This window comes from Kitasatospora sp. MBT63, from assembly GCF_000710465.2.
Taxonomy (GTDB): domain Bacteria; phylum Actinomycetota; class Actinomycetes; order Streptomycetales; family Streptomycetaceae; genus Kitasatospora.
Map to the genome: position 1 here is coordinate 1 of NZ_JAIZ01000106.1, position 11,085 is coordinate 11,085.

Below are 11,085 nucleotides of genomic sequence, written 5' to 3' on the forward strand. Positions count from 1 at the left end.
CCGCCGCGTACGGGTCCTGCCCGTACGCCTGCGGCTGGACCTGCTGCTGGACCTGCTGGTGGGCCTGCCGCTGCCCGTACTGCGGGTAGCCGCTCTCCTGCCGGTAGGCCTCCGGCTGGTACGGCTGCTGCTGGTACTGGCCCTGGGGGTAGTGGCCCTGCTGGTACTGGTCCTGGGCGTACCCCTGCGGCTGGGCGGGCTGCTGACCGTACTGCGGGTAACCCTGGTCGGGCTCGGGCCGGTAGGTCTGCGGCTGCTCGTAGTACCCCTGCTGGTACTGGTCCTGGGCGTACCCCTGCCCCTGGTAGGGCTGCTCCTGGTACGCCTGGTCCTGGTAGTGGTCCTGGTACGGCTGCTGCTGGTAGGGCTGCTGCTGGTGCGGGTACCAGGCCTCGTCGTCCTGGCCGCCTCGGTTCGCGGATCCGGTCACGCCGCCCCTCCTGGGTTCATGGCTGGGCCGGCGCGTAGAGCGCCCGCTTGTCGATGTAACGGACGACGCCGTCCGGCACCAGGTACCAGACCGGTTCGCCCTTGGCGACCCTCAGGCGGCAGTCGGTGGAGGAGATGGCCAGCGCGGGCACCTCGACCAGGGAGACCCCGCCGACCGGCAGTCCGGCGTCGGAGAGAGTGTGCCCCGGGCGGGTGCAGCCGATGAAGTGGGCGAGCTCGAAGAGTTCCTCGGAGTCCCGCCAGGAGAGGATCTGCGCGAGGGCGTCGGCGCCGGTGATGAAGAACAGCTCGGCGTCGGGGTGGAGCGCCCGCAGGTCGCGCAGGGTGTCCACGGTGTAGGTCGGTCCGGTGCGGTCGAGGTCGATCCGGCTGACCGAGAACTGCGGGTTCTCCGCGGTGGCGATGACCGTCATCAGGTAGCGGTCCTCGGCGGCGGAGACCGTGCGCTCGGACTTCTGCCACGGCTGCCCGGTCGGCACGAAGATCACCTCGTCGAGGTGGAACGCGCTCGCGACCTCGCTGGCGGCGACCAGGTGGCCGTGGTGGATGGGGTCGAAGGTGCCGCCCATCACGCCGAGTCGCCTCTTCGCCGCGCGCTCCGCGGTCCCGGCCTGCTCTCTCATGGCGCCACACCTTACGCGACCCGGATGACCACCGGGACAGCCCGAGTCCGTACCCGGCCCGCGGGGCCCCGGACCGGGGCCCCGAGCGGCCGCCCGGATCAGCGGTCGCGGTTGAAGCGGGTGGTCACGAAGAGCAGGAGCAGCAGGATGAACAGCGCGGACCCGCCGGTCAGGTACGGGTTGAGGCTGTCGTGGTTGCCCCCCTCGGACTCGGCGGCGAGCTGGGTGAGGGCGGACAGTGCGGCGTGGCTCATGGTCGGCAGGACCTTCTCGGCTCGGTGACGGACCAGGGGTGCGGGCCGGGTCGGCCTGCGGGCTCATCGTACGGGGGCCGTCACCGCAACCGCTCGGCGGCCCACCGCGTCCACCCGGTGGAGCGGGTGTGCTGGCGGACCGTCGGCCCGACGGGCCGTCAGTGCGGACCGGGCGGCCCGCGGGGTTCAGTTGTCGCGGCCGGCCCGGACCAGCAGCCAGGCCAGCAGGCCGACGCCGACGAAGGACGCCACCACGATGATCCGCAGGAACAGGCCCGGGCCGTTCTCGGTCGAGATCGGTCCGGCCAGGTGGGCCAGGGTGGCAGGGGACATCGTCGGGCTCCTCGGGCTTGCTACGGGCTGCTGCCCGGCCGCCCGGTCGGGTCACCGGGGCCGGCCCTGCCAGGGTAGACGGGTTTACGGCGGCCCGGCGCCCGGGCCCCGCACCGGGCTCCGCGCGCCGCACCGGCCGGGCGTAGCGTGTCGGGCCGGGGACGAGTACACGCCCACGGGCGTTGAAGCCAGTTGGAGCCAACAGCAGCGGGGCCGGGGAGCCGGTGCCGGCATCGACCAGGAGGTACTCAGAGCATGTCCGATCTCACCAAGGAGACCGCGCCGAGCCGGCGCCGCCAGCGCTTCCCGGAGATCTCGACCCGGGCCTGGGAGCACCCGGCGGACCGTTCGGCGCTGGTCGCCCTGCGCCGGCTGAGCGGCTTCGACGACGTCCTGAAGAAGCTCGCCGGCCTGGTCTCCGAGCGCAGCGTCCGGCTGATGTTCCTGGCCACCGCCGTGAAGGCCTCCGAGCGGCAGTTCCCCGAGCTGTACGACATGGTCCGCGACGCCGCGTACGTGCTGGACCTGGAGCAGGTCCCGGACCTGTACGTGACCCAGGACCCGGCGGTCAACGCGATGTGCATCGGGATGGACACCCCGATCATCGTGCTGACCAGCGGTCTGGTCGACCTGCTCGACGAGGAGGAGCTGCGCGCCGTGGTCGGCCACGAGGTCGGGCACGCGATGTCCGGCCACGCCGTCTACCGGACGATGCTGCTGATCCTCACCAACATCGCGGCCCGGATCGCCTGGCTGCCGCTGGGCAACCTGGCGATCACCGCGGTCATCACCGCCCTCAAGGAGTGGTTCCGCAAGGCCGAGCTGTCCTGCGACCGGGCCGGCCTGCTGGCCGGCCAGGACCTCCAGGCCTCGATGCGCGGCCTGATGAAGCTGGCGGGCGGCCACAACCTGGCCGAGATGAACGTGGACGCGTTCCTGGAGCAGGCCGAGGAGTACGACCGGGCGGGCGATCTGCGCGACGGCGTGCTCAAGCTGCTGCAGGTGCTGCCGCAGACCCACCCGTTCGCGGTGGTGCGGGTGGCCAAGCTGAAGAAGTGGGCGGAGAGCGAGGAGTACCGCTCGATCCTGGCCGGCGCCTACCCGCGCCGCGGCGACGACCCGAACACCTCGGTCGGCGCGCAGTGGAAGGCCGCGGCCGACTCCTACTCGCAGTCGGTCAAGGACAGCAAGGACCCGCTGATGGGCCTGCTGCGCGACGTCGCCGGCGGGGTCGGCACGGTCGGCGGCAAGCTGCGCGACACCTTCGCCGGTGCCAGGGGCGCCGCCGGCTCCCCGGCCGGGGACGGGCGCCAGGGGGACGGCGCCGACAGCGCCGGCTGACCACCGCCGCGCCACCGCGGGCCCGGGAGCAGTTCGCTCCCGGGCCCGTTCGCGTCGTGGTTCCGCCGGGGTCAGCCCGTCGGCGGCCCGAGCACCCCGCACACCTGCCACGCCGGGTGGGTGTGGTCGGCCGGGCTGACCGGCACCGGGGCGGTCCCCGCCGCACCGGCCGGCAGCGGCTGCAGGTAGCCCGCCGTGAACGCGCCGCAGGAGGTCGGCCCGGCCTGCACCACCGCGTCGACCAGCCGCAGCCGGGCCACCGCGACGTCGCCGTGCTCGAACTCGAAGCGCAGCTCCCGCCGGACCGTGAACAGGGCGGCGGACGACTGCGCGGTACCGGCCGGCCGCAGCGCGTACACGAAGGTGTGGTCGGCGGCCACCTCCAGCGTCCCGCTGTCCGCCTCGGTCACCACCATCGAACCGGCCGCCTTCACGGTCTGCGACGCCAGCGCCACCTGGCCCGGGTCGAACCGCACCAGCCAGCCGGTGGCGGCGTGGCGGCGGTCGTCCCGCGGCGCCTTGACGCTGTCGTCGTACTGGGTCAGCTCCCCGGCCGTCACCAGCGCCCTGGCCTGCGCCGTGTCCGACTGCACCAGCGTCGCCGGGGAGAGCGCGGAGGCCACCAGGTAGCTCTGCACGGTGTCCAGCGCCCGGGCCACCTCGGTGCGGGTGAAGTGCGCGGTCGCGGAGGCGGCCGGCACCCCGAGTCCGGCGGCCCCGTCGGCGTACCCGGTCGGCAGGCCGGCGAACGGGTCGGCCTGGTCGGCGACGGCCGGGACCGGGACCGGCGGGCTGAGCGCCACCATGGTCGAGGAGAGCTGGCTGCCGCTCGGCACCACACCGGCCCGGTGCGGGGAGCTCACCCCGAAGTACACCGCGGCGGCGAACGCCAGCACCACGACGAGCAGCAGCGCGACCGCCTGCCGGGGCAGCGAGCCCATCGGGCCGAAGCCGATCCGGGGCCGGGTCGCCCGCGGGTGGTCGGGCCCCAGCCGCTCCTGGGCGGACAGCTCCTGGATCCGGGCAGCGCGGACGAACGATTCGTCGAAGACCACGGATCGGAACTCGTCCTCGTTGCCGGAACCGCCCTCGGGGGTACCCTCGGGAGGCTCGCGCGGGTCACCCATACCACCAGGGTAGACGCGGGCCCCGCGCGGTACGAGGGGCCGTGCAGAACTTCCGGCCGCACCGGTGACGCCCGCCCGGCGCGTCCGCGACCGGGCGGACCGGCGGGCCGGCCGGACCGGCGGGTGCGGTCAGCCGGACCGCACCACGGCCACCGCCGGGGCCGGCGTCGGGTCGACCGCGGCGCCCGAGCTGCTGCTACCGCCCTCCGGCCGCAGCGGGGACCCGCCCGTGCCGCCGCCGGTGCCCCGGTAGATCGCGGCCACCGCCACCGCCACCACCCCGACGCCCATCACCACCGCCAGCACCCAGGCCACCGGCCGGTGCCAGCGCTGCTGCGCGACGTCCCGGCCGCGGTGGGCGGCCGAGGGGTGCGGGCGGACCGGGCGGCCCCAGCGCGAACGGCGCCTGGAGCGGTCCAGCCCGGACCACGGATCCGGGTACAGCCGGTCGTCGTCGAGACCTCGCGGGTGCGGGCGCAGCTCGAGCGGCAGCCCCTCCCCCGAGGTCGTCAACTCGTAGCCCCGGCCGGTGCCGACCGCGTCCGGCTCGAACCGCGCCTCGGCGGCGGCCAGCTGCCGCTCCAGCGCGCTCGGCTCGTGGACCGCGGCGGACCGGACGAACGCCTCGTCGAAGACCACGGTGGCGAACTCGTCGTCCGCACCACCGTGATCGGCGCCGTCGGGGTACGGCGAACCCCCCACATCGTCAGCCACGGATTCAGCGTATTACCGGGCGGCCCGTTTGTCCGGGTCTCCGGCCAGTTGCTCCGTCACAAGGATGTCCCGATCAGCCGGTTCTCCCCGCCCGCGGGTCCCGTCCGACGGGTCCGGCGGGCGGGCCCGGCAGGGTCCGGCCCGGTCCGGCCGGTCTCAGGAGCCGGAGCCGACCGTCTGGGTCGCCTCGCCCCGGACATGGCCGTCACCGGTCACGATGTACTTGGTCGAGGTCAGCTCCGGCAGGCCCATCGGACCGCGGGCGTGCAGCTTCTGGGTGGAGATGCCGATCTCCGCGCCGAAGCCGAACTCACCGCCGTCGGTGAACCGGGTCGAGGCGTTGACGGCCACCGTGGTGGCGTCCACCAGCTGGGTGAAGCGGCGGGCCGCCGCCTGCGAGGTGGTCACGATCGCCTCGGTGTGGCCCGAGGACCAGCGCCGGATGTGCGCGACCGCGGCGTCCAGCGACGGCACCACGGCGGCGGCCAGGTCCAGCGACAGGTACTCCGCCGCCCAGTCCTCGTCGGTGGCGGGCACCACGGTCGCCGCCGACCCCTCGGCGGCCTTGAGCACCGCCTCGTCGCCGTGCACGGTGACCCCGGCCGCGGCCAGCGCGGCGAGCGCCGGCGGCAGGAACTCGTCCGCGACGTCGGCGTGCACCAGCAGCGTCTCCGCCGAGTTGCAGACGCTGACCCGCTGCGCCTTGGAGTTCAGCAGGATGCCGACCGCCATCGCCAGGTCGGTGTCGGCGTCGACGTAGACGTGGCAGTTGCCGGTACCGGTCTCGATCACCGGCACGGTGGAACCCTCCACCACGGCCTTGATCAGCGCGGCGCCGCCGCGCGGGATCAGCACGTCCACCAGGCCGCGGGCGCGCATCAGCTCCTGCACCGAGTCCCGGCTCTCGCCGGGCACCAGCTGGACCGCGTCGGCGGGCAGGCCCGCGGCGCCGAGCGCGTCCCGGACGACGGCGACCAGCGCGGTGTTGGAGCGGTACGCGGAGGCGGAGCCGCGCAGCAGGACTGCGTTGCCGGACTTCAGGCACAGCGCGGCGGCGTCCACCGTGACGTTGGGCCGGGCCTCGTAGATGATGCCCACCACGCCGAGCGGGACCCGCACCTGGCGCACGTCCAGGCCGTTGGGCAGGGTGTAGCCGCGCACCACCTCGCCGACCGGGTCGGGCAGCGCGGCGACGTCCCGCACGTCGGCGGCGATGGCGGCGATCCGCTCCTCGGTGAGGGTGAGCCGGTCGATCACCGACTCGGCGGTGCCGGCCTGCCGGGCGCGGGCGACGTCCTCGGCGTTGGCCGCGGTGATCTCGGCGCTGCGGGCGGTCAGGGCGTCCGCGACCGCCAGCAGCGCGGTGTCCTTGACGCGGCGCGGCAGCGGGGCGAGCTCGGCGGCCGCCTCCCGGGCACGGCGCGCGGCGGCGAGGACGGGGCTGTCGGTGGTGGCGTGGTCGCTCATGCCGAAAGGGTAGCGACTGCGCCGCCCGGACCCACGATCCGTCCTGTCCGGTGAGACGGCCGCCGGGCCCGCCACGGGCCCGCGCTCAGTACGGGTGCACGCCGCCCAGGTGCGGCGGCGGATCGCCGAAGCCCTCGGCGACCCGCTTGTGGTACGTCGGGCGGTCGACCACCTCGAGGCCGACGATCTCCCACGGCGGCAGGTTGGCCGAGCCCTTGTGCTCCCCCCACAGCCGCAGGGCTATCGCCGCCGCGTCGTGCAGGTCGCGGGCCTCCTCCCAGTAGCGGATCTCCGCGTGGTCGGTGGCGTAGCGGGCCGTCAGGAAGAACGAGTGGTCGTACGCGAGACGCTCCAGCGCCGCCCGCAGCTCACCGAGCGGGGTGGCCCGGCCGGCCACGCTGAGCACCACGTGCCACAGCCGGCCCTGCTCCGGCTGCGGCTGCTCGTCCTCCTCGCGCGGGTGCAACTCCCGGACGGCCTCGCGCGGTTGCAGCTGCGGCGCCTGGTCCGCGCGGCGGCCGCCCTCGATGCTGGTCAGTCTCCGCTGCGCCGTCTCTCCGGGCAGTGCTCCCTGGAGCCTGCGTCCCACCGGCGGCCTCCTGTTCGGCGACGACACTGTCCGGACCCGGCCGGGCCCGCCTGACCCACTCCCCCTCGGGGCCTTCCGTCAGCCGCGCAGGACGACCAGGTCGTCACGGTGGACGACCTCGCGCTCGTACTCGGCTCCGAGCTCCTGGGCCAGTTCTCGGGTGGACCGGCCGAGCAGACGGGGCAACTCCCTCGCATCAAAGTTGACCAGTCCGCGGCCCACGATGTGGCCGTTTTCACCAAGAAGGTCCACCGGATCACCCGCGGTGAAGTCGCCGTCCACCCGGGTCACCCCGGCGGGCAGCAGCGACTTCCCTCCGTGCACCACCGCCTCCACGGCACCGGCGTCCAGGTGCAGCGCGCCGCGCGGGGTCGAGGCGTGCTCCAGCCACAGCAGCCGGTCCGCGGAGCGGCTGCCGGTGCGCCGGAACAGGGTGCCGGTGGGGCGGCCGGCCAGGGCGTCGGCGGCGTGGCTGGCGGCGGTCAGCACCACCGGGATGCCCGCGCCGGTGGCGATCCGGGCGGCCTCGATCTTCGTCACCATGCCGCCGGTGCCCACCCCGGCCTTGCCGGCGCTGCCGATCTCGATGCCGTCCAGGTCCTGCGGGCCGCGCACCAGCTCGATCCGGCTGGTGCCGGGCCGGCTCGGGTCGCCGTCGTACAGGCCGTCCACGTCGGAGAGCAGCACCAGCAGGTCGGCCCGGACCAGGTGGGCGACCAGGGCGGCCAGCCGGTCGTTGTCACCGAACTTGATTTCGGCGGTGGCGACGGTGTCGTTCTCGTTGACGACCGGCATCGCGCCCATCGCCAGCAGCTGGTCCAGGGTCCGGTAGGCGTTGCGGTAGTGCGCGCGCCGGCTGGCGTCCTCGGCGGTCAGCAGCACCTGGCCGACCCGCACGCCGTACCGGGCGAAGGAGGCCGTGTACCGGGCCACCAGCAGCCCCTGGCCGACGCTGGCGGCGGCCTGCTGCCGGGCCAGGTCGCTGGGGCGCTTGTCCAGGCCGAGCGGGGCCAGGCCCGCCGCGATGGCGCCGGAGGAGACCAGCACCACGTCCGGCGCGTCCGGGCGGCTGCGGACCTTGGCGAGGGCGTCGACCAGCGCGTCCACCCGGTCGGCGTCCAGGCCCCCGGCCGCCGTGGTGAGGGAGGAGGAGCCGACCTTGACGACGATCCGCCGTGCGGCCAGGACCTCCTGCCGCAGTGTCTGATCCGTCATCAGTGCCCTCCGGTCGTACTGGATCGAGCCCGCCGCTCGGACCGCAATCTACGCGATCCGGGCGACGGGCCCGTACGGCATTTCACCCCTCAGGACGAGGCGGCCACCGCCCCGGCCCGCCCGGGGTCAGTAGTCCTCGTCGTCGCCCTCGAGGGCCTGCCGGCCGGAGGAGAGCGCCTCGTAGGCGAGGTACTCCGCCTCGGCGGCGTCGCGGGTCTTCTGCTTCTCCCGGCGCCGGTCGACGGCCGGGCGCTGGGTCTCCATCCGGTGGTCCTCGCCGCGACGGCCGAGCATCTCCGCACCGGCGGCCATGGTCGGCTCCCAGTCGAAGACCACGGCGTTGTCCTCGGGACCGATGATGACGGTGTCGCCCTCCTGGGCGCCCACCTTCCACAGCTGGTCCTCGACGCCGAGCCGGGCCAGCCGGTCCGCGAGGTAGCCGACCGCCTCGTCGTTGGAGAAGTCGGTCTGGCGCACCCAGCGCTCCGGCTTGGTACCGCGGATGCGGTACGCGCCGTCCTCCTCGGTGATGGTGAAGCCCGCGTCGTCGACGGCGGCGGGCCGCAGCACGATCCGGGTCGACTCCTGCAGCGGCTTGGCGGCCCGGGACTCGGCGACGATCTGCGCCAGCGCGTAGTTCAGCTCCCGCAGGCCCTTGTGGGCGAGCGCGGAGACCTCGAAGACGCGGTAGCCGCGCTCCTCCAGGGAGGCCCGGGTGAGGTCGGCGATGTCCTGGCCGTCCGGGACGTCGGTCTTGTTCAGCGCGACCAGTCGCGGCCGGTCCTCCAGCCCGCCGTACGCGGCGAGTTCGGCCTCGATGGTCTCCAGGTCGGTCAGCGGGTCGCGGCCGGGCTCCAGGGTGGCGCAGTCCAGCACGTGCACCAGCACCTCGCAGCGCTCGACGTGCCGCAGGAACTCCAGGCCCAGGCCGCGGCCCTGGCTGGCGCCGGGGATCAGACCGGGGACGTCGGCGATGGTGTAGACCGTGTCGCCGGCGGTGACCACGCCGAGGTTGGGGATCAGGGTGGTGAACGGGTAGTCCGCGATCTTCGGCTTGGCGGCCGAGAGGACCGAGATCAGCGAGGACTTGCCCGCGCTCGGGTAGCCGACCAGGGCGACGTCGGCGACGGACTTGAGCTCCATCACGATGTCGCCGGCCTCGCCGGGCTCGCCGAGCAGCGCGAAGCCGGGGGCCTTGCGGCGGGCCGAGGACAGCGCGGAGTTCCCGAGGCCGCCGCGGCCGCCGGCGGCGGCGACGTAGCTGGTGCCGTGGCCGACCAGGTCGGCGAGCACGTTGCCCTTCCTGTCGAGGACCACGGTGCCGTCCGGGACGGGCAGGACCAGGTCCTGGCCGTCCGCGCCGGTCCGGTGGCCGCCCGCGCCGGGCTTGCCGTTGGTGGCCTTGCGCTTGGGCGAGTGGTGGTACTCGAGCAGGGTGGTGACCTGCGAGTCCACGGTGAGGATGACGCTGCCGCCCTCACCCCCGTTGCCGCCGTCGGGACCGCCGAGCGGCTTGAACTTCTCCCGGTGCACGGAGGCGCAGCCGTGGCCCCCGTTACCCGCGGCGACGTACAGCTCGACGCGGTCCACGAAGGTGGTCATGGGATGTGCCTCCAGTGCGAAGAAATGGGGTCCTGCGGTAAAGCATGAAGGGTGGACCGGGTCATCCCCGGCCCACCCTTCACTGTGAGTCTTGACCCAGGGTCAGCAGACTCAGGCCTCGACGGCCACGATGTTGACGACGCGGCGGCCACGACGGTTGCCGAACTGGACCGCACCGGCGGTCAGCGCGAACAGGGTGTCGTCGCCACCGCGGCCGACGCCGGCACCCGGGTGGAAGTGGGTGCCGCGCTGGCGGACGATGATCTCGCCGGCGCTGACGACCTGGCCGCCGAAGCGCTTGACGCCGAGGCGCTGGGCGTTCGAGTCACGGCCGTTACGGGTAGAGCTTGCGCCCTTCTTGTGTGCCATCTCGCTATCCCCTTACTTGCTGACGGAGTCGATGCTGGTGATCCGCACAGCGGTGTGCTGCTGACGGTGACCCTGGCGGCGGCGGTAGCCGGTCTTGTTCTTGTAGCGCAGGATGACGATCTTCTCACCCTTGGTCTGGTCCACGACCTCGGCGTGAGCCTTCACGCCGGCGAGCACCCACGGGTCGGAGGTGACAGCGTCACCGTCGACGATGAGGATGGTCGAGAGCTCGACCGAGTCACCCGCCTTGGCCTCAATACGGTCAATCTCCAGCACGTCGCCGACGGCGACCTTGTGCTGGCGGCCGCCTGCGCGAACGATCGCGTACATGCGGTACCCACTTTCTGTACTCGGTCGGAACTCGCCGATGCCAGCCACCTGGGTACGGACACAGGGGCCTCCCCCGGGCCAGCAGGGCTGAACCCGGGAGGTGATCTGCTCGGGAGCGCGGCGTCAAACACGCCAAGGGTCAAGAATACGGACCGACCGCCCTACGGGCAAACCGGACCCTACCCGGCGCCGGCCGGGCCCCGCGGAACGGGACCCGGCCGGCACCCGGGGCTTACTCGGACGCCGTATCACCTTCGGCGGCCGCGGCCTTCTTGGCCGCCGCGCCGGTCCGCTTGGTGGCGGTCTTGCGGGCGGTGGTCTTCTTGGCCGCGGTCGTCTTCTTCGCGGCCGTGGTCTTCTTCGCAGCGGCCTTGCGGGGCGCCCGCTTCTTCGGAGCGGGGGCCTCCTCGGCCTGCTCCTCCGCAGCCTGCTCCTCGGCGGCCTCGACGGCCGGGGCCTCGACCTCGACGACCTCGACCTCGACGACCTCGGCGACCGGCGCCTCGGAGGCCGGCTCCTCGGCCGGGGCCGCCGGCTCCGGCTGCACCTGGGCCGCGGCCGTCAGCGCGGCCTCGACCACGGCGTCGGCCCGCGCCTGCAGCACCACGATCTCGGCACCGCCCGGCGCACCGGCCGGAGCCGTCGCCTTGCGGACCGCCCGGCGGCGGGTG

The 11,085-nt window shown here is 73.9% G+C and carries 12 protein-coding genes and 2 pseudogenes; 1 reads left to right on the top strand and 13 read right to left on the bottom strand.

Going from position 1 to position 11,085, the window contains the following annotated elements; genetic code table 11:
* From AA75_RS07190 to AA75_RS50800, 4 genes and pseudogenes are all read right to left on the bottom strand, one after another.
* Window positions 1-430 (bottom strand): annotated as a pseudogene (locus AA75_RS07190) (MinD/ParA family protein); the annotation flags it as partial.
* Between the two features lie 16 nt (window positions 431-446).
* A complete protein-coding gene (gene nadD / locus AA75_RS07195; protein WP_033818956.1) occupies window positions 447-1,073 on the bottom strand; it encodes a nicotinate-nucleotide adenylyltransferase in 627 nt (208 codons plus the stop codon).
* A gap of 98 nt (window positions 1,074-1,171) precedes the next feature.
* Window positions 1,172-1,327: a hypothetical protein gene (locus AA75_RS50795; RefSeq protein ID WP_199520276.1), complete on the bottom strand. Its 156-nt coding sequence runs from the start codon at window positions 1,325-1,327 to the stop codon at window positions 1,172-1,174.
* A 186-nt stretch (window positions 1,328-1,513) separates the two neighbouring features.
* Window positions 1,514-1,660 carry a hypothetical protein gene (locus AA75_RS50800; protein WP_199520277.1) on the bottom strand — a complete coding sequence of 49 codons (147 nt, stop codon included), beginning with the start codon at window positions 1,658-1,660 and terminating at the stop codon, window positions 1,514-1,516.
* Between the two features lie 255 nt (window positions 1,661-1,915).
* Here AA75_RS50800 and AA75_RS07200 point away from each other — a divergent pair, with 255 nt between their 5' ends.
* On the top strand, window positions 1,916-3,001 hold the full coding sequence (locus tag AA75_RS07200) for a M48 family metallopeptidase (protein ID WP_033818957.1): 1,086 nt from the start codon (window positions 1,916-1,918) through the stop codon (window positions 2,999-3,001).
* 71 nt (window positions 3,002-3,072) lie between these two features.
* Here AA75_RS07200 and AA75_RS07205 read toward each other — a convergent pair whose 3' ends face one another.
* The 9 genes and pseudogenes from AA75_RS07205 to AA75_RS07245 form a co-directional block, all read right to left on the bottom strand.
* Window positions 3,073-4,128 (bottom strand): hypothetical protein, encoded by a 1,056-nt coding sequence (locus AA75_RS07205; protein ID WP_033818958.1) that lies wholly within the window; start codon window positions 4,126-4,128, stop codon window positions 3,073-3,075.
* A gap of 129 nt (window positions 4,129-4,257) precedes the next feature.
* Window positions 4,258-4,842 carry a hypothetical protein gene (locus AA75_RS47130; protein WP_033818959.1) on the bottom strand — a complete coding sequence of 195 codons (585 nt, stop codon included), beginning with the start codon at window positions 4,840-4,842 and terminating at the stop codon, window positions 4,258-4,260.
* 156 nt (window positions 4,843-4,998) lie between these two features.
* Complete coding sequence (locus tag AA75_RS07215) at window positions 4,999-6,309, bottom strand: glutamate-5-semialdehyde dehydrogenase (protein WP_033818960.1); 1,311 nt, start codon at window positions 6,307-6,309, stop codon at window positions 4,999-5,001.
* 85 nt (window positions 6,310-6,394) lie between these two features.
* Window positions 6,395-6,898 carry a hypothetical protein gene (locus AA75_RS07220; RefSeq protein ID WP_033818961.1) on the bottom strand — a complete coding sequence of 168 codons (504 nt, stop codon included), beginning with the start codon at window positions 6,896-6,898 and terminating at the stop codon, window positions 6,395-6,397.
* A 78-nt stretch (window positions 6,899-6,976) separates the two neighbouring features.
* Window positions 6,977-8,113, bottom strand: coding sequence for a glutamate 5-kinase (gene proB / locus AA75_RS07225; protein ID WP_033818962.1), 1,137 nt, complete (start codon window positions 8,111-8,113; stop codon window positions 6,977-6,979).
* Between the two features lie 126 nt (window positions 8,114-8,239).
* Entirely contained in the window at window positions 8,240-9,715 is a 1,476-nt protein-coding gene (gene obgE / locus AA75_RS07230; protein WP_033818963.1) for a GTPase ObgE, read from the bottom strand.
* A 111-nt stretch (window positions 9,716-9,826) separates the two neighbouring features.
* A complete protein-coding gene (gene rpmA / locus AA75_RS07235; protein WP_033818964.1) occupies window positions 9,827-10,084 on the bottom strand; it encodes a 50S ribosomal protein L27 in 258 nt (85 codons plus the stop codon).
* Between the two features lie 12 nt (window positions 10,085-10,096).
* On the bottom strand, window positions 10,097-10,414 hold the full coding sequence (rplU, locus tag AA75_RS07240) for a 50S ribosomal protein L21 (protein ID WP_033818965.1): 318 nt from the start codon (window positions 10,412-10,414) through the stop codon (window positions 10,097-10,099).
* Between the two features lie 232 nt (window positions 10,415-10,646).
* Window positions 10,647-11,085, bottom strand: a pseudogene (locus tag AA75_RS07245) (ribonuclease E/G); the annotation flags it as partial.

Coding starts and splice junctions, on each gene's coding strand:
- nadD (WP_033818956.1), bottom strand. CDS start 1,073: ATGAGAGAGCAGGCCGGGACCGCGGAGCGCGCGGCGAAGAGGCGACTC.
- AA75_RS50795 (WP_199520276.1), bottom strand. CDS start 1,327: ATGAGCCACGCCGCACTGTCCGCCCTCACCCAGCTCGCCGCCGAGTCC.
- AA75_RS50800 (WP_199520277.1), bottom strand. CDS start 1,660: ATGTCCCCTGCCACCCTGGCCCACCTGGCCGGACCGATCTCGACCGAG.
- AA75_RS07200 (WP_033818957.1), top strand. CDS start 1,916: ATGTCCGATCTCACCAAGGAGACCGCGCCGAGCCGGCGCCGCCAGCGC.
- AA75_RS07205 (WP_033818958.1), bottom strand. CDS start 4,128: ATGGGTGACCCGCGCGAGCCTCCCGAGGGTACCCCCGAGGGCGGTTCC.
- AA75_RS07215 (WP_033818960.1), bottom strand. CDS start 6,309: ATGAGCGACCACGCCACCACCGACAGCCCCGTCCTCGCCGCCGCGCGC.
- proB (WP_033818962.1), bottom strand. CDS start 8,113: ATGACGGATCAGACACTGCGGCAGGAGGTCCTGGCCGCACGGCGGATC.
- obgE (WP_033818963.1), bottom strand. CDS start 9,715: ATGACCACCTTCGTGGACCGCGTCGAGCTGTACGTCGCCGCGGGTAAC.
- rpmA (WP_033818964.1), bottom strand. CDS start 10,084: ATGGCACACAAGAAGGGCGCAAGCTCTACCCGTAACGGCCGTGACTCG.
- rplU (WP_033818965.1), bottom strand. CDS start 10,414: ATGTACGCGATCGTTCGCGCAGGCGGCCGCCAGCACAAGGTCGCCGTC.